This is a genomic window from Snodgrassella sp. W8132, from assembly GCF_016100865.1.
GTDB lineage: Bacteria > Pseudomonadota > Gammaproteobacteria > Burkholderiales > Neisseriaceae > Snodgrassella > Snodgrassella alvi.
This window is the reverse complement of sequence record NZ_JACFRQ010000001.1, coordinates 1,583,813-1,607,153: the sequence shown is the minus strand read 5'-3', so window position 1 is coordinate 1,607,153 and position 23,341 is coordinate 1,583,813. Positions and strand designations below refer to the sequence as shown.

At 45.9% G+C, this 23,341-nt stretch carries 16 protein-coding genes; 10 read left to right on the top strand and 6 right to left on the bottom strand.

The genetic code is table 11. The annotated features are described in order from the left end of the window. Positions 1–165: 165 nt before the first annotated feature. Positions 166–594: a hypothetical protein gene (locus tag H3U82_RS07315; protein ID WP_198209850.1), complete on the bottom strand. Its 429-nt coding sequence runs from the start codon at positions 592–594 to the stop codon at positions 166–168. Between the two features lie 840 nt (positions 595–1,434). Here H3U82_RS07315 and H3U82_RS07310 point away from each other — a divergent pair. From H3U82_RS07310 to H3U82_RS07295, 4 genes are all read left to right on the top strand, one after another. After that, positions 1,435–3,126: a glutamine--tRNA ligase/YqeY domain fusion protein gene (locus H3U82_RS07310; RefSeq protein WP_198209848.1), complete on the top strand. Its 1,692-nt coding sequence runs from the start codon at positions 1,435–1,437 to the stop codon at positions 3,124–3,126. A 128-nt stretch (positions 3,127–3,254) separates the two neighbouring features. Next, positions 3,255–5,411 (top strand): YccS family putative transporter, encoded by a 2,157-nt coding sequence (gene yccS, locus H3U82_RS07305; protein ID WP_198209846.1) that lies wholly within the window; start codon positions 3,255–3,257, stop codon positions 5,409–5,411. Between the two features lie 191 nt (positions 5,412–5,602). Then, positions 5,603–7,168: a glycine betaine/L-proline transporter ProP gene (gene proP, locus H3U82_RS07300; protein WP_100125106.1), complete on the top strand. Its 1,566-nt coding sequence runs from the start codon at positions 5,603–5,605 to the stop codon at positions 7,166–7,168. 91 nt (positions 7,169–7,259) lie between these two features. Next, on the top strand, positions 7,260–8,165 hold the full coding sequence (locus H3U82_RS07295) for a hypothetical protein (RefSeq protein WP_198209844.1): 906 nt from the start codon (positions 7,260–7,262) through the stop codon (positions 8,163–8,165). Between the two features lie 310 nt (positions 8,166–8,475). Here H3U82_RS07295 and H3U82_RS07290 read toward each other — a convergent pair whose 3' ends face one another. From H3U82_RS07290 to tsaD, 4 genes are read right to left on the bottom strand one after another with little or no spacing between them, the layout of a single operon-like run. Next, positions 8,476–8,904, bottom strand: a complete 429-nt coding sequence (locus tag H3U82_RS07290) for a DUF4124 domain-containing protein (RefSeq protein ID WP_025330033.1) — start codon at positions 8,902–8,904, stop codon at positions 8,476–8,478. 20 nt (positions 8,905–8,924) lie between these two features. After that, on the bottom strand, positions 8,925–9,410 hold the full coding sequence (locus H3U82_RS07285; protein ID WP_025330034.1) for a hypothetical protein: 486 nt from the start codon (positions 9,408–9,410) through the stop codon (positions 8,925–8,927). 24 nt (positions 9,411–9,434) lie between these two features. Beyond that, a complete protein-coding gene (locus tag H3U82_RS07280; RefSeq protein ID WP_198209841.1) occupies positions 9,435–11,339 on the bottom strand; it encodes an ATP-binding cassette domain-containing protein in 1,905 nt (634 codons plus the stop codon). 39 nt (positions 11,340–11,378) lie between these two features. After that, entirely contained in the window at positions 11,379–12,401 is a 1,023-nt protein-coding gene (tsaD, locus tag H3U82_RS07275; protein ID WP_198209839.1) for a tRNA (adenosine(37)-N6)-threonylcarbamoyltransferase complex transferase subunit TsaD, read from the bottom strand. Between the two features lie 201 nt (positions 12,402–12,602). On the opposite strand from tsaD, the gene queC reads away from it, so the two are divergent. The 6 genes from queC (at position 12,603) to H3U82_RS07245 (ending at position 21,626) form a co-directional block, all read left to right on the top strand. After that, the gene (gene queC / locus H3U82_RS07270; protein WP_198209836.1) at positions 12,603–13,265 is read left to right on the top strand and encodes a 7-cyano-7-deazaguanine synthase QueC; all 663 of its coding nucleotides are present in this window, start codon (positions 12,603–12,605) and stop codon (positions 13,263–13,265) included. Between the two features lie 110 nt (positions 13,266–13,375). After that, entirely contained in the window at positions 13,376–13,648 is a 273-nt protein-coding gene (locus tag H3U82_RS07265) for a YbeD family protein (RefSeq protein ID WP_025330038.1), read from the top strand. Further along, positions 13,645–14,289: a lipoyl(octanoyl) transferase LipB gene (gene lipB, locus H3U82_RS07260; RefSeq protein ID WP_198209827.1), complete on the top strand. Its 645-nt coding sequence runs from the start codon at positions 13,645–13,647 to the stop codon at positions 14,287–14,289. The genes H3U82_RS07265 and lipB overlap by 4 nt, the downstream gene beginning before the upstream one ends. After that, a complete protein-coding gene (gene lipA / locus H3U82_RS07255; protein ID WP_025330040.1) occupies positions 14,286–15,242 on the top strand; it encodes a lipoyl synthase in 957 nt (318 codons plus the stop codon). Before lipB ends, lipA begins: the two co-directional genes overlap by 4 nt. A 458-nt stretch (positions 15,243–15,700) precedes the next feature. Then, positions 15,701–20,167, top strand: a complete 4,467-nt coding sequence (gltB, locus tag H3U82_RS07250) for a glutamate synthase large subunit (RefSeq protein WP_198209824.1) — start codon at positions 15,701–15,703, stop codon at positions 20,165–20,167. A gap of 49 nt (positions 20,168–20,216) precedes the next feature. Next, a complete protein-coding gene (locus tag H3U82_RS07245) occupies positions 20,217–21,626 on the top strand; it encodes an FAD-dependent oxidoreductase (protein WP_198209822.1) in 1,410 nt (469 codons plus the stop codon). Positions 21,627–21,703: 77 nt separating this feature from the next. Here H3U82_RS07245 and H3U82_RS07240 read toward each other — a convergent pair whose 3' ends face one another. Continuing rightward, positions 21,704–23,332, bottom strand: coding sequence for an FAD-dependent oxidoreductase (locus H3U82_RS07240; RefSeq protein WP_198209820.1), 1,629 nt, complete (start codon positions 23,330–23,332; stop codon positions 21,704–21,706). Positions 23,333–23,341: the final 9 nt, after the last annotated feature.

Genomic DNA, 23,341 nt, shown 5'->3' with positions numbered 1-23,341 from the left:
AAATAAATTAACAGCTAAATCCTGAATATAAAGATAAAACGTTCAGCTGTTAATTTGCCGGATTGGTTAAATATGCTGATGGTTTTATTTGATATTATAAATTATTTTCTCTGTTATTATTCTCTCGCTAATAATACGGTATGTGACTATTAGAAATTTATCTGGTTAATGATGTTCTTGCCGGATTTTGTGCTCTTTGTTCCGGGACTGTGTGCTGCTATTGCGGATTTTGATGGGAGCAGGTGTATTTTTGATACCGGAATTCTGTAAAGTGTGTGTGTTGGTGATGCTGGCATGTTTTAATCTGATAATATTTCTGACCGATGCAAAGATAATTAAAGCAATACATATTAATACGGAGAATCTGGCGCTTGTTTGCAGTGAGCTTATGCGGTTTTTTCTTCTTACGGTTTTATCAGGGTTGAAATAGTAATGATACAGGCGCAAAAGCAGGGAAGGGGTTGCGGTGCGTGCAGATGTCTGTGTTTCCGGGCTGATTTTGCCTTTGCTTAGGGGCTGTTTATCACTGCCTGTTTGTTGCCGGTTTATTTTTTTAAATTTATTCTGCCGGTTGAATTTGTTTACTCGTACCATGATTAATCCTTTGATATCAGTTGCTTCCTGCCGGATATTCGTGCTCTTAATGCCTGAATATCTATTTACCGGTATTAAGACCTGCACTAAGGCTGGTAACTATGCAGGCTGTATGCCGGATTGTGTCTGGCACTAAACCGGAAGAAAGCATGTGTTGATAAAAATTTCGGGTTGTTGATTGTGCGGGTAAAGATGTGTGTATTTTTATTTGAATGAATTTTCAAATTTAATTCTGATAATTGTACATAAAAACTTTGTTTTGTAGTCTGATTATTATATGAAATAAATTAATGCAGATATTAATGTATGCATGGGTTTATGGCGGCTCAGTGATTTATTATGGCTTTTTGTAACTGGCTGATGTGATGCGGTTCGTTTCCGGAAGATGTTTTGCTGAAAATATGTTTACGGAATGAATTGTGTTGAAGGCGCAATGCCATTTTAACGGATGTGGTATTACAGCTTGTGTGTTGTATTCTGTGCTTTACGGCTGGCTGGATTTTTATGCTTTGAATATTAAGCATATTTTATTTGGTACGGGCAGTGTGCGTCTGACAGGTAGGTATTGTCGCTGTTGAGTCTGCCCGATGGCAGACAAAGGCAATTTGGGTTTTTCCGGTGATGGATGCTGAATTTAATTAATCGGTAAATTATTGTTTGTATTTCATCTGATTTGGTTTAGTATTTGCTTAATTATTACTAAACTGTTTAATTGATACGTTTTTGGTTAGTATAATTGTATATTGCTTATATAAATTGGGTATATAATTATTACCTTTTAGTTGGTGTTTTCAGACGTTTTTATTCTGCAAAACACATTTGCACATATTCAGAAGAACTATGCTTAATAAAGATCAGTTTGCCGATAATCATTTTATACGCTCTATTATTGAGGAAGACCTGCAAAGCGGGAAATGCCGGCAGGTAATTACGCGTTTCCCTCCCGAACCTAATGGTTATCTGCATATCGGCCATGCTAAATCGATTTGCCTGAATTTTGGTCTGGCTTATATTTATGATGGTTTGTGTAATCTGCGCTTTGATGATACGAATCCTGAGAAAGAATCGGATGAGTATGTGCGCTCGATTAAGGAAGATGTGCAGTGGCTGGGTTTCCAGTGGCATGAGGAACGTTTTGCTTCAGATTATTTTGAACGTTTGTATGAGTATGCGCTGGAGCTGATTAAAGCAGGTAAGGCGTATGTGGATGATCTGGATGCTGAGGAAATGCGTCAGTATCGCGGTACGTTAACGGAGCCGGGTAAAAACAGCCCGTATCGTGAGCGTACGATAGAAGAAAATCTGGATTTGTTTGCCCGTATGCGCAATGGGGAGTTTCCGGATGGCAGTAAAACGCTGCGGCTGAAAATTGATATGGCTGCGGGCAATATTAATCTGCGTGATCCGGTAATCTACCGTATCCGCCGCGTGCATCATCATCGCACTGGTGATAAATGGGTTATTTATCCGATGTATGATTATACGCATGCGATTTCGGATGCGATTGAAAATATTACCCATTCGCTGTGTACGCTGGAATTTGAATCACACCGGCCGCTGTATGACTGGGTGGTGGAGAATATTACGATTGCGCATCAGCCGCATCAGTATGAGTTTTCACGGCTGGAACTGCTGTATTCGATTACTTCCAAACGCAAGCTGAATCAGCTGGTAGTGCAAGACCATGTGTCCGGCTGGGACGACCCGCGTATGCCGACTATTTCCGGTATGCGCCGCCGCGGTTATACGCCGGAAGGGCTGCGTCTGTTTGCCAAACGGGTAGGTATTTCCAAGAGCGAAAATGTGGTGGATATGAGTGTTCTGGAAGGTGCTATTCGTGAAGATCTGGAAAGTGTGGCACCTCGGATGATTGCGGTGCTCAATCCGATTAAAGTTGAGCTGATTAATTTTGATGAGGCGATAACGCAAAGCCGTGAAGCACCGTTTCATCCGCATCATCCGGAAATGGGCGAGCGTCTGATACCGCTAACGAAAACGATTTATATTGAAGCAGACGATTTTGCGCTGGAGCCGCCTAAAGGCTGGCAGCGTTTAACGCTGGGCGGTGAAGTGCGCCTGCGTTACAGCTATGTGATTAAGTGTGAGGAAGTGGTGCAGGATGCGTCCGGACGGGTGGTGTCGCTGAAATGCTCGATAGACCATGACACGCTGGCTTCTAAGCCGCAGGGACGTAAGGTGAAAGGTGTTATTCACTGGCTGTCTACTGAATATGCTGTGCCGGCTAAGGTGCGGTTGTATGACCGGCTGTTTACTGTGGAACGTCCGGATGCGGTACGCGGTGATGATGGTCAGTATCGTGATTTTACTGAGTTTCTGAATCCGGCCTCGGTAACAGAAATTGATGCACTGGTGGAGCCTGTAGCAAATACGCTGGCACCGGAAACGCGCTATCAGTTTGAGCGTCTGGGCTACTTTGTGACTGACCGCTATGACCATACTGCGGAAAATCCGGTATTTAACCGTACTGTAACTTTGCGTGATACCTGGCAGGCACAGGTTGAGAAGAAATAATTGTGTCTGTATATGGAAAACCGGCTTTTTGAAGCCGGTTTTTTTATGCTGTAAATAATCTGTCCGGTTTATCCGGCAGCTTGCTAAAATGGGGCAGGTTGTGTTTTCTGGTCATTAGAGGCGATTAGATGCGAACAATTCCGGTACGTGCAGGTTATCTGGCCAATTTACCGATGCTGCTCAGTATGATGCTGGCGGCACTGTGGGTATGGTATACGGGCAATACGGCAGAAAGTACGGCACTGTTTCTGGGAATTATTGCCGGCGGGCTGGTGGATCTGGATGATGGATTTACCGGCCGTTTACGCAATCTGTTTTTTACGCTGATACATTTTTCTCTGGCTGCTACTGCGGTGCAGTGGACATTCGGGCATCCGCTGGCGTTTTCGCTGCTGATGGTGTGGGCGGCATTCAGTATGACGATGATGGGTGCTGTTGATGTGCGATACCGCACGATTGCTTTTGGTACGCTGCTGGTGATGCTGTATACGGTGCTGACTTATTCGCCGCTTTTACCCTGGTATACCAATCCGGTTATGCTGGTTTGCGGTACCAGTTTGTTCAGTCTGTGTACGCTGGTGCTGCATCTGCTGTTTCCTAACCGGCCGGTGCAGGACAATCTGGCTGGCTCTTTTGCCAGACTGGCCGATTATATGCTGGTAAAAGCTCAGTTTTTTGACCCGGATGAGGTGGATTTGCTTGCAGAAAGGGAACTTGAGCTGGCAATGAAAAATACGGCGGTGATTAATGGTTTTAATCAGTGCCGTACTGCTTTGTTTTATCGTCTGCGCCGGCAGCACCGGCAGCGTAGTATTGGTATGCTGCTGCAATATTATCTGACTGCACAGAATATCCATGAACGTATCAGTTCGCGCCATGTTGATTATGCGGCACTGGCGCATAAGCTGGCACATTCTGATTTAATTTACCGTATTCAGCGCTTGATTGTGTTGCAGGCTCAGGCTTGCCGGCAGATGGGTGAATGCCTGCAGGAAGATAAGCCGTATGCATTTAATCTGATGCTTCAGCGTGCCGGTGAAGGTGTACAGCAGGCTGTGGCACGTTATTGTGCAGAACATGGCAGTGATGAGGATTTACCGGGTTTGCAGCAGTTAACGGCTAATATTCTGGCGATTAATGAGCAGCTGTTGTGGCTGGAACAGGTAAAAAATAACAGTAAAGAACAAAACATCGGTGATTTGCAGATTGCCGGGCTGGATGTTGACCGGATACGCGATATTCTGCCGGCGTTAAAAGCACATTTTACTTTTCAGTCGAATGTGTTGCGCCATGCTGTGCGTCTGGCCATTCTGACTGCTGTTACCTGTGTGGTGGTTGAAAGTTTCCATCTGAAAATGGGTTACTGGATTTTGCTGACCGGGGTTATTGTCTGTCAGCCGAATTATTCGGCAACAACAGCCAGGCTGAAACAAAGAATTGTGGGTACGCTGCTTGGGGTAGTAGTGGGTTCGGCATTGCCTTATTTTGTGCCTGCGCTGTCTGGCAGGCTGATAATTGTGGTGGTTAGTACGGTGCTGTTTTTTGCATTCAGGGTTCGCCGCTACAGTTTCTCCACGTTTTTTATTACGGTTCAGGTGCTGGTGGGTTTTGCGATTATCGGTATGGATACGCAGTCAGCCATGCTGTCACGCTTTACGGATACGATTCTTGGCTCTGTGCTGGCATGGTGTGCGGTATCGTATTTGTGGCCAGACTGGCGTTATCTGACGCTGGGGCGGATTGCCGGACGCGCCTTAAGCAGTGATGGTGTCTATCTGCGACAGGTAGCGCAGCAGTTGCAGAACGGGCTAAGCGACGATGTTGTTTATCGCGCGGCGCGACGCAATGCACACGAGCTGGCGGTTACGCTGAGTAATACTGTAGCTGATATGTCGATGGAGCCAAAACGTTACGGGCAACATCTGGCTGAGGGTAAAACCTTGCTGCAACTGAATTATGTATTGTTAAGCTGTATTTCTGCACTGGGTGCGATTCGTGCTCAGGTGGATCGCCTGCGTCCACAGCTGACGCCGGAACAGGTGCAATACTGGATGACGATTGCCGGCAGTCTGGCAGAATTGATGGAGCAGAAACCCCATTCTGCACTTTTTCAAACTAAGTGGGAGGCATTGGCAGAGCAGTTAAATGTGAGCAGGCCGCTGCCGGATGATGATGTGGTTGAAAAGGTATTATGGCGGCAATTGCATCAGATTCATGTACAGCTGCCACTGTACAGGCAGGCTTTGCGGGCTGATGCCGGAGCAGGCAGGATAGCGGCTCGGTAATGCGGCAAACAGGCTGTGAAAGTGAATTAATAAACTATGAAAAATCGGGGTGGAATAAAATAATTGTAGCACAAGCGCTCTTTTATCGATTATGCTGTAGATAGTTTTCTTTAAAATTCAATTACAAAGCGTTTTTCAGACGCATGTTATAATTGAAATATCATTTAAATATTAATAATGAGAGGATTATCATGACAGCTGTTAATAAACAAAATGAGGCTTCTTCTCATGTTCCACCACTGATTCCTACTCAGAACGGAACGCTGGAATTACACGATATCACTATTGTTGACCAGAATAAGCTTAAAAAGGCCATTTCTGCCGCTGCACTGGGTAATGCCATGGAGTGGTTTGATTTTGGGGTATATGGTTTTGTGGCTTATGCGCTGGGACAGGTATTTTTTCCGTCTGCTTCGCCCAGTGTGCAGATAATCGCCGCATTGGGTACCTTCTCCGTACCATTTCTGGTGCGCCCGCTTGGTGGTGTATTTTTCGGGATACTTGGCGATCGCTTCGGCCGGCAGAAAGTATTGTCGACTACCATTATTATTATGGCACTCAGTACTTTTTGTATTGGTCTGATTCCATCGTATAACAGTATTGGTATGTGGGCACCTCTGCTATTGCTGTTGTGTAAGCTGGCTCAAGGGTTTTCTGTGGGCGGTGAATATACCGGAGCGGCTATTTTTGTCGCGGAATATTCACCCGACCGGCAGCGCGGTTTTCTGGGCAGTTTTCTGGATTTTGGTTCAATCTGCGGGTTTGTGCTTGGTGCAGGGCTGGTGGTATTGCTGGAAAATATTATGGGTTCGGCACATTTTCTCTCGTGGGGCTGGCGCATTCCGTTTTTTCTGGCTGCTCCTTTAGGTCTGCTGGGCTTGTATTTGCGCCATGCTGCGGAGGAAACTCCGGCTTTTCAGCAACATCTGGATATGATGGAAAAGGCCGAGCAGGAAGATGTTGGTAACCGGCCTCAGGTTTCGTTTAAGAAAATTGTGCAGCGTTTCTGGCCGACATTGCTGGTGAGTGTCGGGCTGGTGTTAACCACAAATATCACTTACTACATGCTGCTGACTTATATGCCCAGCTATCTGTCGCATAATCTGCATTATGGTGAAGATCGCGGTGTGCTGATTATTATTGCGATTATGATTGGTATGATGTTTATGCAGCCGATTATTGGTTTTGTCAGCGATAAAATCGGACGTAAGCCATTTGTGATTGGTGGCTCAATTGCATTGCTGATTCTGGCTATTCCGTGTTTTCAGCTGATTACCAGTGGCAAAGTAGGGCTGATTTTTCTCGGGCTGTTTATTCTGGCGCTGATTCTGAATTCTTTTACCGGTGTTATGGCTTCTACGCTGCCGGCACTGTTTCCTACCCGTATCCGTTACAGTGCTCTGGCCAGTGCATTTAATATTGCGATTATTATTGCCGGTTTAACGCCGACTATTGCCGCTGCGCTGGTGGATGCTACTAATGATTTGTTTATTCCGGCTTATTATCTGATGCTGGTGGGAATTATCGGTATTGTTACTGGTATCTGCCTGAAAGAAACGGCCAACCGCCCGCTGCGCGGTGTGTCTCCTTCAGCTTCGAATAAGCAGGAAGCGCGAGAGCTGCTGGTGCAGACTTATCAGCATATTGAGCAGAGTGTGGATGATATTGATGCAGAAATTGCCCGCTTACAGGAGCAGATAGGTGAGCTGGAAAAGCGTAAGCAGCAATATATTGATTTACATCCGAAGCTGGAGTGAATAATTAATTTAAATTAAATATAATTAAACCACTATGTTAACATTTGTTTGTTAAAAAAGTGGTTTTTTAATTTCAGGGGAGTGTTAAAAAATGAATAAATATTCAGATTTGCTTAAATCAATTAATACTGGGTTAGCTACATTTGGTATTTTATGCAATGTTATGGGATTTATGATTGTAATTATTTATTGCATTCACATCAGATTTTATCCAACTGGTTTAACTATAAATGATGCTTTGTTTTTTTGGTGGATTTTGTTGATATTTGGTTTTTTATATATAAGTATCATTACGATGATATATTACGCAAGTTTATTAGTGATTAAGGTATGTAAAAAACCTATAAATAAAATTTTGAAAAAATGTAATATGAATCAAATGTATTTTCCAAAGAGCTCAAAAGTATATACTGTATTTGCTATTGTAATGCAAATTTATTTAGTTATATTTGGTTTTCTGGATCGAGACTTAATTAATATAATTGTTTCGATAGAAATTGGCATGATTTTTGTATTAATTTTTAAATATTCTATGTATGAAAGAATTAATTTAGCAGAAAATAAAAATACAAGCGAAAAAGTAAAAGTATTTGTACCAAAATATTTTGAAAACCACAAAAAATTATTTTTAAATATTACAACTTGTATTGTTATTTTACCTTTGTCATTAATGTTGTTAGTATATTTATCAGATAATTTAACTTTTAGAATGGCAGGAATTAAATATAAAAATGTAACTATATATACTGATATTAGTTATGGTAAATTTTTACAGAACAGAATTAATACATTAAAAATAGAGAATAAAGAATTAAAATCAGTTAATATAAATTGTACAAATTTGTGCAACATAGATTCAGTAGATATTTTATTTACCAATATTGGTTCCAAAACTTTACTAGCTATCCCGTCAGATGATATTAATAAGCAAGGTTTACGTTTGGAGTTGCCAACTAAAGAAATTAAAAGTATTGAAGAAAAAAAACTAAGAATTTGAGAAAAGAATCATCAGATGTAAATTGATTAATCAGAAAAAGAAAAATCTTTTTGTACTGATAGTGATGCTTATCTATTATTTAATCAATATTGATAGTAGTTTTAACAGATATTTGATCGATGCGCTGAGGTTGAGGATGATGTTATTACTTTATATCAGGAATGCTTTTATATGGTTTTATCTACGATTTATATTTGATAATCCTGCCTGAATAATAGAGTTAATTCTCAGATATATACTTTTATGTATGAATCATTCAAATTATTTACCGGCTAAAAAGTATTTTAAGCCGGTAAATTCTAAGCAGATTTTATTTGCCATTCAGAGCTTTATCCAAATCCTGCTGCCGGGATTTTACGGCATCTTCCAGACCTTTTATGCGTTCCTGATAGCGCACGTAGTTGCGTTCATTTCCCATACGAATTTTTTTACCGTCTTCCAGTGCTTTTTTAGCATCGGCAAGGTTCTTACGGGCAGCAGAAATTGCGGCCTGATCGGGCTGGTTGCTGGCGGCTGAATCTGCATCTTTGGAATTGGTATCAGGAGTAGCTACGACAGGTTTGTAGGCAGAAGTGGTTGAGAAATTCCCGCCCAGATTGCTGACAGAATGGCAGTTTTTACCTTTCGGAACTTCGCTGTAACTGTGATTCCCCCGGCTGTCGGTGCATTCATATATCTGTGCCAGTGCAGAAGTGCTTATCAGAGTACACAATGTGGCAAGTATCAGGGATTTTCTCATGATTTATCCTTTATCTGGGTTTACATACGACCAAGTTCCCGCTGTATGGCCTGAATGTTCTGCTGCCGGTCAAGTACTGCGCTTTGCAGTTCGGTAATATTACCGCCTTTTCCGGTACGGCTGCGGTTCAGTGCCTGCTGTGCCTGAGCAAGAGCATTACGTTCATTGGTCAGCTCCTGCTGCAAAATGGCACGACGGGTATTGTCGCTGCCTTTAGGAACGATATTAACTGTGGGTTGCAGGCCGCTATAGGCTGTTGCTACCTTGGTTGCAGGCCGCGGGCGGCTGCGTATTGTGGCCGAAGCACTACTGTTTCGGTAGCTGGGGCGGCTGTCGCTGTAGCTACCGATAGCCGGTAAGTTGGCTACGGCACAATTTCCCTTTAGTTTTGAGGTATAGACAACTTCGCCGTTTTCAAGACAGGTATACACTTTTGCAACGGCACTCTGTCCTATAAACAGGCCACTGGTAAATATTAGTATGGGAATGATTTTTTTGTATGTCATTATTGAGCCTTATACTGCAATAATTCAAGTAGTCTGGTTAATGTTTTCGACTTCTTGCTGCCATTCAAGCCATTTTTCTTCAGTCTGAGCTAATTTTACTTTGAGCTCGGCCAATTGGGTAAGGGTTTGTTGTAATTTTGTCTGATTTTCGTCAAGATATGCTTCTTCACTGGCAAGAAATGCTTCATGTTGTTTGCGTTGCTGCTGCCAGTTTCCCATATCCCGTTCGGCTTTTTCGATATTTTTCAATAACGGTTTAATCAGACGGGCACGCTGCTGACGTTGTTGTGCTTCAATGCGTTTCTGCTCTTTGCGGTTGTGGTTATCACGCGAATCCTGCGGCTGTTCACCGTTATGCTGATCCTGAGTTAAACGCCACTGGCGGTAATTACTCAGGTCACCATCAAAGTGTTTCAGTTCGCCATCACTGAGATAAATTAAGGCATCAGTAGTGGATTCAAGCAGACTGCGGTCGTGAGAGACTACGATCAGTGCGCCTTTAAACGTCTGTAATGCTACAGTTAATGCATGGCGCATGTCCAGATCAAGATGGTTTGTCGGTTCGTCCAGTAGCAGCAGGTTTGGTTTTTGCCAGACTATCATTGCCAGTGCCAGACGGGCTTTTTCACCGCCGGAAAAGGGGGCGATTGGTTGTAAAGCCATATCTCCGATGAAGGCAAAGCTACCGAGGAAGTTGCGGATTTCCTGTTCGCGTACGGCAGGTGACAGCTGCTGGATATGCCAGACCGGACTTTGGTCTGCACGCAGTGTTTCGAGCTGATGCTGGGCGAAATAACCGATTTTGAGTTTTTCCGCACGGATAATCTGACCGCTTAGTGGTTTCAGGCTGTCGGAAATGGCTTTGATAAGAGTGGATTTACCGCTGCCGTTTACCCCGAGCAGACCGTAACGTGCTCCGGATTCAACTGAGAGGTCGATATCGTGCAGAACGGTTTTGTCACCATAGCCGAGGTTAATGTGTTCCAGTTTCAGCAACGGATTGGGCAGATGGTCAGGCTGCGCAAACTGAAACGAAAATTCACTGTCCAGATGTGCCGGGGCAATGCGTTCAAGCCGTGCCAGTGCTTTGATTCGGCTTTGTGCCTGTACTGCTTTGGTGGCTTTGGCTTTAAAGCGGTCGATAAAGGATTGCAGGTGCTGAATATGAGCCTGCTGTTTAAGATAGGCAGCCTGCTGCTGAGTCAGCCGCTGTGCACGTTCCTGCTGATAAAAATCATAGTTGCCGCCGTAGAGGATAAGCTGCTGTTGTGTCAGTTCAACTGTCTGAGTGGTGGTGGCATTCAGAAAATCACGGTCATGCGAAATGATTATCTGGGTGGTGTCCAGACCGGCCAGATGCTGTTCCAGCCACAATACTGTTTCCAGATCCAGGTGGTTGGTAGGTTCATCCAGCAGGAGTAAATCCGTACGGCACATCAGTGCCTGAGCCAGATTCAGGCGCATACGCCAGCCGCCACTGAATGATTTTACCGGTTGCTGCTGTTCCTGCTGTGAGAAACCAAGACCGTTGAGCAGTTTGGCTGCACGTGCCGGTGCACTGTATGCGCCGATTTCATCCAGCCTTGCATGATATTCTGCCTGTTTGAAGCCGTCGTCGTCATCTTCGGCCTGTTGCAGTAGCTGTTGCAGTTGCTGCAATTCGCTGTCGCCCTGCAAAACATAGTCCAGCGCAGGTATATCCAGTGCAGGTGTTTCCTGTTTGACAGTGGCCAGTTGCCAGTGTTTGGGTAAACGGATATCACCGCTGTCATGGCTGATTTTACCTTCAATCAGAGCGAACAGACTGGATTTGCCGGTACCGTTTTTACCAATCAGGCCGATACGCTGACCCGGATAGATGGTCAGGCTGGCATTATTCAAAAGTTGTTTATTACCACGTTGTAAACTAAGGTTTTTAATTTCAATCATATTAATCTGTGCGGTTAACCGTGCTGAGGGTGCACGGTATTACTGAACAATCTGGCTGAGCGGCCAGCGCGGCTTTACATTAAAACCGGCAGCAGGCTGTGCGTTGCTCAGGTGCATGGCACCGGCAAAAGCAATCATGGCGCCATTATCTGTGCAGTAGGCCATTGGCGGAAAGAATGTTTGTATTCCCGGCAAGTTGCTGAGGCTCTGGCGTAACTGCCAGTTTGCGCCGACACCGCCGGCAACAACCAGCTGCTGATAACCGGTTTGTTTTAATGCCTGTCTGGCTTTGCTGGTGAGTACATCTACTACGGCGTTCTGAAATTCGCGGCAAATATCATTGCGAATTTGCTCCGGAAGCTGTTCTTTACAGCCTGTTTCTGTGCGGATTTTGTTTACTGCGGTCAATACTGCGGTTTTTAAACCGGAAAAACTCATGTTTAAGTCGTGTGAATGCAGCATGGGGCGGGGAAAATGCAGGCTGCCCGGTTGTCCCAGTCTGGCCAGTTCTGACAGTCTGGCACCGCCGGGATAAGGCAGGCCAAGCAGTTTGGCGGTTTTATCAAAAGCTTCTCCGGCAGCGTCATCGATGCTTTCACCCAGAAGGGTATAGTCGCCAATCCCTTTTACGGCCATAAACTGGGTATGGCCGCCGGAAACCAGTAAGGCGACGAAGGGAAAGGCAGGTTTGTCTTCGCTCAGTAATGGTGAGAGCATGTGTCCTTCAAGGTGATGTACCGGAATAACCGGTTTGTTCAGGGCGAATGCCAGAGCATTGGCAAAGCTGGCACCGGCCAAAAGTGCACCGCCCAGACCCGGTCCCTGTGTGTAGGCAATAGCGTCGATATCACTGTATGTTTTATCTGCCTCTTGCAGACAGGCCTGAGTAAGCGGTGTCAGCCGGCGGATGTGATCGCGGCTGGCCAGTTCGGGCACGACACCGCCATATTCTGCATGCATGGCAATTTGTGTATGCAGTTGATGAGCCAGCAGACCGAGCGTGCTGTCGTACAGGGCGACGCCGGTTTCATCACAAGAAGATTCTATTCCCAGTACCAACATGTTTGTGTATTTGAAATATCAGCAATAAAGCCGGTTATTTTACCTGTTTTACACGCTTTCGTGACCAAACTGTCAGTATAAGAGGGCAAATGTTTTATAATTTGTAATAAATGACTGCGTGGTTCGCAAACCTCCCACGTCAGGCGGCCGGAAAGAGGGCTTTCCGGCTGGTTCTGAAATCAAAACTAAGGAATCTGGATAATGAAACAATATTCTAAGGCTCTGGTAATTTTTTCCGGCGGTCAGGACTCAACTACCTGTCTGTTGCAGGCTATTGCTGCTTACGGGCGTGAGAATGTGCAGACGATTACGTTTCAGTATGGTCAGCGTCATGCGATTGAGCTGGAAAAAGCACGCTGGATTGCACAGGATCTGGGCGTGGCACAGACAGTGATGGATTTGTCGCTGTTGCAAAGTATTACCCATAATGCGCTGATGGATAAACAGCAGACGATTGAGGCACCGGCTGAAGGGTTGCCCAATACTTTTGTCGACGGACGGAATGCGCTGTTTTTACTTTATGCGGCCATTTTTGCTAAGGGTCAGGGTATTCATGATGTTATTGCCGGTGTTTGTGAAACGGATTTTTCCGGCTATCCTGATTGCCGTAATGTGTTTGTCCAGTCTATGAATGTAATGCTGAATCTGGCTATGGATTATGAATTCAGGCTGATAACGCCGCTGATGTATCTGGATAAGGCGCAAACCTGGGCATTGGCGGATGAGCTGGGCTATCTGGACTATGTACGGAAACACACACATACCTGTTATGATGGTATAGAGGGCGGTTGTGGTAAATGCCCGAGCTGTGTGTTGCGCGAACGGGGATTACAGGCCTATCTGGCACAAAAAACAGGTGTTTAGTCTGGCTGTACAGCTGTTCTTAGCTTTGGATTAAAAAAATTTACGTGAATAAGCCTGTTTTGCATGGGATTTACATGGTACAAACGTGAGCAGACAGGAAAGGTACAGAAATGAGTGATAATCTGAAAACCAGTATTATTGAATTTCCGCTGGATTTCCCGATTAAGGTAATGGGTGCACAGCATCCGGAATTTGAGGCTAAAGTGCTGGAGGTGGTGCAGCAGCATGCACCGGATACAGCGGCAGAAAATATTAATACCCGTCCGAGCAGTAAGGGTAATTATATTAGTGCAACGGTGGTGGTTCGTGCTGAAAATCAGGAACAGCTGGATAATATTTATCGTGCTTTAAGCAGCCATCCGATGGTGAAAGTTGTACTATGAAAGTGGTGCAGCTGGGTTTACGCTCCTATCAGCCGGTTTTTGCGGCTATGCAGGAATTTACTGCACAGCGTACGGCTGATACTGAAGATGAATTATGGGTAGTTGAACATCTGCCGGTATTTACTCAGGGTATGGCTGGTAAACCCGAACATATTCTGGTGCATGATGATATTGAAGTAGTGCAGATTGACCGGGGCGGACAGGTTACCTATCACGGTCCGGGGCAGTTGGTGGTATATACGCTGATTGATTTCAAGCGCCGGCATATTACTGTACGCGAGCTGGTCAGCCGGCTGGAAAACAGTATTATTGCTACGCTGGCTGATTATGGAATTACAGCGGTAAATGATCCGAAACGTCCCGGTGTTTATGTGAACGGTCAAAAAATTGCTTCGCTTGGTCTGCGTATTAAACAAGGGGCGGTGTATCACGGGCTGGCACTGAATGTGAATATGGATCTGACTCCGTTTACACATATTAATCCGTGCGGTTATGCCGGTTTGCATATGACCCAGATAGCGGATTTTGTTAAGCCCTGTCCTGAGCTGGCCGATGTGGCTGAGCGTTTAACCGGCTACCTGACTTTAGAATTGAATGCACCGCCGCCTGAGCGGAAATCTATACAGAAAGTTGTACTATGAATCAAGATAACAGCCAAGGGGTAAAACATAAAGGTGCGGAAAAAACTGCGCGCATTCCGATTAAGGTTGTGCCGCTGGAAGAAAAACTGAAAAAGCCGGAATGGATACGGGCACGACTGCCAAGCAGCCAGAAGTTTTTTGAAATTAAAAGCATTGTGCGTGAGCAGAAGCTGCATACTGTATGTGAAGAAGCCAGCTGTCCGAATATTGGTGAATGTTTCAGCAAGGGTACGGCAACCTTTATGATTATGGGTGATATCTGCACCCGCCGCTGTCCGTTCTGTGATGTGGGGCATGGCCGTCCTAATCCGCTTGATCCGCAGGAACCAAAGCATCTGGCTGCTTCAGTGAAAGCAATGAATTTACGTTATGTGGTGATTACTTCGGTTGACCGTGATGATTTACGCGATGGCGGGGCACAGCATTTTGCCGACTGCATTACTGCCATTCGCGAGTCTAGCCCGCATACACAGATAGAAGTGCTGGTGCCTGATTTTCGCGGCCGTCTGGATACCGCGCTGGATATTCTGGCACAGACACCGCCGGATGTACTGAATCACAATCTGGAAACCGCACCGCGCCTGTATAAGCAGGCTCGCCCCGGAGCCGATTATCAGCATTCACTGAAACTGCTGAAACAGTACAAGGCATTAAGGCCGGAAGTGGCGACCAAATCCGGTCTGATGGTAGGGCTGGGAGAAAGTGATGAGGAAATTCTGGAAGTTATGCAGGATTTACGTGCTCATGATGTGGAAATGATTACTATCGGCCAGTATTTGCAGCCAAGTAACAGCCATTTGCCGGTATTGCGTTATGTTACGCCGCAGCAGTTTAAGGAGTTTGAAAAGCGTGCTTACGAGATGGGCTTTAAGCATGGTGCCATTGGTGCCATGGTACGCTCCAGTTATCATGCTGATGTTCAGGCTGAACATGCGGGTGTCGTTAATGAATAATATTTATCGGGGAGATGCTGGCATCTCCCTTTTTTATTTATTACAGCCGAAAAGTATAAAACATGATGTGCCTGTTTTTTTATATTTAAAGCCGGAAATAATTAAATCAGATAATTTTATATTGTTGAATTAGAATAATAATTGATTATTATTCTCAATTAAAATAATTTGCCAATAGCATAATTTGTGCTTTTGGCAATTTTTTTGGCCTTTTAGACAGTTATTATTAATTATCTCTAAATTGGTGAAAAATAGCAGATATTGTACTCAATTCCATTTTTATACGCAGTAAAACGGATTATCGTAGTGATTTAATCTAAATTTAAATGAAATCACAGAGTTTTTTTTGCGGTGCTGGAGAAAAAAGGTTTTGACGCTTATAGGTAAATTTTTGTATGTTTGTTACCTTGTCTAATTAATTTGTGCTTTGCAGTTAGTGCAGCAAATGAGGTTTCCCAATGTCCAGCTTATACGACCACTCTCTGGTAAAAGAAAACTGCGGTTTTGGATTGATTGCCAATATTGAAGGCGAAGCCAGCCACAAGGTGGTGCGTACCGCAATTCTTGGGCTGTCACGCATGCAGCATCGCGGTGCGATTTTATCGGATGGCAAAACAGGTGATGGTTGTGGCCTGTTACTGCAAATGCCGAAAAAATTCTTTCAGGCTGTTGCCGAAGAAGAAGGAATTACGCTGGCCAAAAATTTTGCCGTAGGGATGATTTTCTTTCCCCGTGATGAGGCTTTGCTAGAAGAATATAAAGCAATAATTGAGGAAGAACTGACGCGTGAAACGCTGAATATTTCATTCTGGCGGCCTGTTCCCACTAATCCGAAAATGCTTGGTTCCATTGCTCTGGCGGATATGCCTTATATTCAACAGGTGTTTGTTAATGCGCCTGCCGGCTGGCTGCCGCGTGATTTGGAACGGCGACTGTTTATGACTCGCCGGCGTGTTGAAAAACGGATTAATCATCGTGATTTTTATATTTGCAGCTTATCCAATCAGACGATGATTTATAAAGGGCTGTGTATGCCCAAGGATTTACCACGGTTTTATCCTGATCTGGCTGATTTGCGCATGCAAAGTGCTATTTGTCTGTTTCACCAGCGCTTTTCCACCAATACATTGCCACGCTGGCAGCTGGCTCAGCCATTCCGTTATCTGGCACACAATGGTGAAATTAATACTATTTCAGGGAATCGTGCCTGGGCGCGCGCACGCTCGTATAAATACCATACACCACTGATTCCCGATTTGCAGACTGCTGCGCCGTTTGTCAATGAAACCGGTTCGGATTCCAGCTCTCTGGACAATATGCTGGAGCTGTTTGTGAATGGCGGTATGGATTTGTTCCGGGCTATGCGTCTGCTGGTACCGCCGGCATGGCAGCACAATCCGGATATGGATGAGGATTTGCGTGCATTTTACGATTTTAATTCCATGCATATGGAACCATGGGACGGCCCGGCCGGTATTGTACTGAGTGACGGCCGCTATGCGGCCTGTACGCTGGACAGAAATGGTTTACGGCCGGCGCGCTATGTTATTACTCAGGATAAACTGATTACGATTGCTTCTGAAGTGGGTATCTGGGATTACGCACCGGATGAAGTACTGGAAAAAGGCCGTGTCGGACCGGGTGAGTTGCTGGTGATTGATACGCGTGAAGGCCGGCTGATGCATTCAGCGGATATCAATACTGAGCTGAAAACCCGGCATCCGTATAAAGAATGGCTGGATAAAAATGTATTATCGCTGATTCCGTTTGAAAAACTGCCGGATGAAGAGGCCGGTACTTCCAGTTTGTCAGCAGACCAGTTGCTGGTTTACCAGAAACTGTTCGGTTATGACATGGAAGAGCTGGAAAATGTAGTGCGGATACTGGGAGAAAACGGACAGGAACCGGTAGGATCAATGGGTGACGATACGCCATTTGCGGTGTTGTCACAACGACCGCGGGTACTGTACGACTATTTCCGTCAGTATTTTGCTCAGGTAACCAATCCGCCGATTGACCCCTTGCGCGAAAAACATGTGATGAGCCTGAATACTTGTATCGGGCGCGAAATGAGTGTGTTTTTTGAAGCTGAGGGAATGTCACATCGGGTGAATTTTAAATCGCCGGTATTGCTGTACTCTGATATGCAGCAGTTATTGCAGTTATCAGCTGAGCATTATCAGCATCATCATCTGGATGCTGTCTATAACCCGAATGAAACCAGTTTGCAGGAAGCGCTGGTACATTTATGCGATGAAGCTGTGGCTGCTGTCAGAAACGGTGCTGTTCTGCTGGTGATATCAGACCGCAATGTCAGCCGGAATGCTATTGCTATTCCTGCTGTTTTCAGTGTCGGTGCTATTCAGCAGCGTCTGGTCGAAACCAATTTGCGCTGTGATGCCAATATTATTGTTGAAACTGCCTCGGCACGTAATCCGCACCATTTTGCGGTACTGATTGGTCTGGGTGCCACGGCAGTGTATCCGTATCTGGCGTATGAAAGTCTGGCCAGGATGGTTAGCATTGGTGCAATTACCAAACCATTACGGCAGGTAATGCTGAATTTCCGCAATGGTATTAATAAGGGGCTGTATAAAATCATCTCCAAAATGGGCATATCAACGATTTCTTCCTATCGTTGTGCATGTTTGTTCGAAGCAGTGGGCTTTCATCACGAAGTGATGCAGTTATGCTTTAAGAATATGATTAACCGGATTGAAGGTGCAACATTTGCCCAGCTGGATGATGAGCTCAGATGGCTTCACAAGCGGGCATGGCAGAAAAGCCGCGGACTGGAAATCGGCGGTTATCTGAAATACAAGCCGCAGGGTGAGTATCATGCCTATAATCCTGAGGTGGTGAATACATTGCAGGCGGCCATAAATACCGGAGACTATAGCCGTTACCGTCGTTATGCAGATGCAGTTAACCACCGTCCGCCTGCTATGTTGCGAGATTTGCTGCGTCTGAAAACTGATAATGCAACGCCGGTTAAGCTGGAACAGGTAGAAGCCGCAGAAAATCTGTATAAGCGCTTTGACAGTGCGGCAATGTCTATCGGTGCACTGAGTCCGGAAGCGCATGAAGCGCTGGCTACTGCGATGAACCGTCTGGGTGGTTTCTCCAATTCAGGAGAAGGGGGCGAAGATCCGAACCGTTATGGTACTGAACGGGTATCACGGATTAAACAGGTGGCTTCCGGCCGTTTTGGTGTAACACCGGCTTATCTGATGAGTGCTGATGTTATTCAGATTAAAGTGGCACAGGGTGCCAAGCCGGGTGAAGGTGGTCAGTTACCCGGGGATAAAGTGACTCCGTACATTGCTCAGCTGCGCTTTGCCGTGCCCGGGTCTACGCTGATTTCGCCGCCACCGCATCATGATATTTATTCAATTGAAGATTTGGCACAGCTGATTTTTGACTTGAAACAGATTAATCCACGTGCGCTGATTTCAGTTAAGCTGGTGTCTTTACCGGGTGTGGGTACGATTGCTACCGGTGTGGCTAAGGCATATGCCGATCTGATTACTATTTCCGGCTATGACGGCGGTACCGGTGCCAGTCCGATAACCAGTGTGAAATATGCCGGCAGCCCGTGGGAACTGGGTCTGGCTGAAACTCAGCAGGCTCTGGTAGAAAATAATCTGCGCCATAAAGTGCGCTTACAGGTTGATGGTGGTCTGAAAACCGGGCTGGATATTGTGAAGGCAGCTATTCTGGGGGCTGAAAGTTTTGGTTTTGGTACCGGACCGATGATTGCACTGGGCTGCCGCTATCTGCGCATTTGCCATCTGAATAACTGCGCTACCGGTGTGGCGACACAGGATGATACTTTGCGCCATGAACATTTCCACGGCCTGCCTGAAAAAGCAATGAATTATTTCAAATTCATTGCACAGGATGTCCGCGAAATTATGGCGCAGCTCGGTGTAACTCAGTTAACGGATTTAATCGGCCGTACTGAGTTACTGGAAATTGTTTCCGGAATTACGCCTAAACAAGGTACGCTGGATTTGAGCAAGCTGCTGTATTCCCCGAAAGTACCGGATGGGAGCTCACGCTACTGTACCCAGACCAATCCTCCGTTTGATCCGGGACGCCTTAACCGTACCATCATGGAGGATATTGGAGATGCGATACAAAGCGGTGAGGATGTTGAATTAAATTATGATATTAATAATACCGACCGTTCAGTAGGTGCCTCATTATCCGGCCGGATTGCAGAAACTTACGGTAATCGCGGTCACGTGCCTCAGCGTTTTGATATTTATTTGACAGGAACAGCCGGACAAAGTTTTGGCGTATGGCTGGCCGGAACAGTGAATTTATATCTCACCGGGGATGCCAACGATTATGTGGGTAAAGGTATGTCCGGCGGCAAAATTGTGATTCATCCGCACGGCGGCACAGCTTTCCGCCCTGAAGACACGACAATTATCGGCAATACTTGTCTGTATGGTGCTACCGGTGGCAAGCTTTTTGCTTCCGGTAAGGCCGGAGAGCGTTTTGCCGTGCGCAATTCCGGCGCTACGGTGGTCGTAGAAGGCATTGGTGACAATGGCTGTGAATATATGACTGGTGGTGTGGTATGCGTACTCGGTAAAACCGGAATTAATTTTGGTGCCGGTATGACCGGTGGCTTTGCCTATGTACTGGATGTAGACGGCTGCTTTAAACAGCGGATTAATCCGGAGCTGGTGGAAGGACTAGATATCAGCGAATTAACTATGCATCAGGAAAATCTGCGCGGGTTAATTGCCGAGCATGTAGAGAATACCCACAGTCCGTTAGGGGAGCGCATTCTGGCAGAATGGGATAATTATGTCAGCCGTTTTGTGCTGGTTAAACCGAAAGCCAATGATGTTGATGCGTTACTGGGACATAAGCCGCGTACAGTTACAGAACTGCGTGCAGTGACCCAGTAAACCCGCCGGATAATGCAGAAATAATTAGAAATATTGCAAGGAACACCAGATGAGTCAACGCGAAAATGTTTATCAGTTTATTGATGTGCCGCGTGTGGATCCCCCGAAAGAACCGCTGACTGTACGTCGGCATGAGTTTGCGGAAATTTATCAGCCGTTTACTACTGCACAGGCTATTGCGCAGGCAGACCGCTGTCTGGCCTGTGGTAATCCGTACTGTCAGAATAAATGTCCTTTACACAATAATATTCCCAACTGGCTGCGACTGGCCAATGAAGGAAGAATTATCGAAGCAGTTGAACTGGCACACTCTACCAACAGTCTGCCGGAAGTCTGCGGACGGGTTTGCCCGCAAGACCGCTTGTGTGAAGGTGATTGCACACTGAATGCTGAATTCGGAGCGGTTACGATTGGAGCCATTGAAAAATACATTACTGAACAGGCTTTTGCACAGGGATGGCATCCTGATATCAGTAAGGTGGAAAAAGTAGGCAAAAAAGTGGCGGTAGTCGGTGCCGGTCCGGCCGGGCTGGGCTGTGCCGATGTACTGATTCGCAATGGTGTGGATGTTACGATCTACGAACGGGCGACAGAAATCGGCGGTTTACTGACTTTCGGTATTCCGGCTTTTAAACTTGAAAAAGAAGTGATGATGCGCCGCCGTCATGTACTGACTGATATGGGTATTGAGTTCAGACTGGGGGTAACAGTAGGTCAAGATGTTACCCTGCAAGAGCTGGAACAGCAGTATGATGCGGTATTTCTGGGTGTAGGTACTTATCAGGGGCTGCGTGCAGGTATTGAAAATGAAGATGCTGCTGGTGTTTATCTGGCATTACCTTATTTAATCGGCAATACCGAACATTTGCTGAATATTCCCAGTAAAGATTATGTTTCTATGGCTGATAAGCGCGTAGTGGTTCTTGGCGGTGGTGATACTGCCATGGATTGTGTGCGTACAGCTTTACGTCAGCAGGCAAAAGAGGTTATCTGCGCCTATCGCCGCGATGCCGCCAATATGCCCGGGTCAAAAAAAGAATTCAATAATGCGCGTGAAGAAGGTGTTCAGTTCAGATTCAATGTGCAGCCACAGGCTGTAGTGACTGATGCTGATGGCACAGTAAGCGGTATTCAGGTAGTAAAAACCATAATGGGCGCGCCGGATGAACGCGGGCGCCGGCGTGCTGAAATCGTTGCCGGCAGTGAAGAAGTTATTGCCTGCGATGCGGTGATTGTGGCGTTTGGTTTTGCTCCGCACAGTATGCCTTGGTTAAACAGTGTTGGTGTTACTGTGGATGAACGCGGCCGGATTCAGACCTGTGGTGAATATAAACAGCAAACAGCCAACCCCAGAATTTTTGCCGGTGGTGATATTACCCGTGGTTCTGATCTGGTGGTTACTGCTATTGCCGAGGGTCGTGATGCGGCACAAAGTATTATGGATTATCTTGAAGTTTAGAAACTTTGTTATCTGAATCAAACAGCCTGCTGCCATATTTCTGGCAGCAGGCTGTTTGTTTGTTCTGATACCGCATATTAGTGTTGTGCCAGTATCTGAACTGCCGCACGTTTACCCCAGTAGCAGGCTTCTTCAAAAATCGAATAACCGGATAAATCACTGTGTGCAAACTGTAAGCGACCTGTATAAGTACGCAGTGACTGTAAACCCTGATTGGACAGATAGCCCGGTTGCGGTACAGCCATGGCATGGCCACGTAAACTTAAACGCGCCTGCAACATACGCCGGCGTAGTTTAACTCCATAGATTTGCTCCAGTTCTGCGGCCGCACATTGATAAATTTCATCGGTTGAGGCAGACAGCATCCAGCGGCGCACATTAGCAGGGGTATCATGATTCAGCGCAGTATAGGCGGTAAATGAGGTATAGGTCGGTGGACCCTGCCGGATTTGCTGGTGGGTTGCCACCACATAACCCAGTCCTTTCCCCTGATAGAGGATATTATCCCAGGCGAGTTTGCTGCCCTTGCGTTCTGCCGGAAAACCACGCAGCAGAAAATTTGCCACAATCCATGGTGCATATTGCGGCATATGAATATCCGGTTTGAATCCGTACTGCTGAATATCTTTAACTACATGGGCTGCAATATAAAGTGGCATGGCACATACAGCATGCTGAGCTTCAAGCCAGTAATATTGTTGCCGCTCTGTACAGATAAGCAGGCGAACACCCTGATTATGCTCCTCAATTGAAACAGCAAAGGCATTGATGCTATATGGCTGAGTGCGTGGCAAACTAATATCTGCCAGACCGGTTGCCGGATGCAGGCGGCAGAATGTGCGTATCCGTTGCGACAGTTCATTCAAACCATCAGGCCATGTCATTATTGTGCCATGCTCATTTTGCTGATTACCGCGCGCACAAAAATAGTGCAAACCTGCCCAGGCACTAATTTGTCTGATACCTTGTCCGTAATCATCACGGCAGCAATAGTCCAGATACCATAAAAATGTCGGCGAACGATAGTTTTGCTGCTCAAGCCAGTCAGCAAATGTTATTTTTTCCAGACGGCGCCATTGTCTATCCATGCTGGCTAAATCAAGCGGAATAATGAATAAACGCTTACCATCTGTACCACGTTGACTACTGAGCCTGTGTATAAACTGAAAAAAGCGTTTACTGTCGGCATCTGTATGCGGCAGTAAATCGTTCTGCCATTGCTGCTGATAAAACAGACGCTCATTGGGTACTTGAAGTAAAGCCCGCTCATCATAGACACCATGCTGATAGAGCTGTAAATCACTAAGTAGTTCGCGAATATGTTCTGATTCAGGCGAAGGCAGGGGCAGATAATGGGCTCCGGTCGGATAGTTTACGCCAAACTGCTGTTCGCCGCGGTTATTGCCATTGCGTTCAGCCCCGTCAAGTAAAATATAATCCTGCATGCCTTGTCTGGATAATTGCCACGCCGCAGCCAGAGCTGCCGCCCCGCTGCCGACAATCACAGTATTCACGCTGAATCCGGGTATCTCTGCCGGGACATTTATACGGGCATCACGAATAGCATGGCCGGTTGCCTTACCGGGAAAATCTATACTGACTGGCGGCTGCCCGGGTCTGAAATAGCGCCATGCCTCATAGCCGGTTAAACCTACCATACTGGCACCGAGCACATGGCTGAGAAAACGGCGACGACTGATTTTCATTTCTGCTAT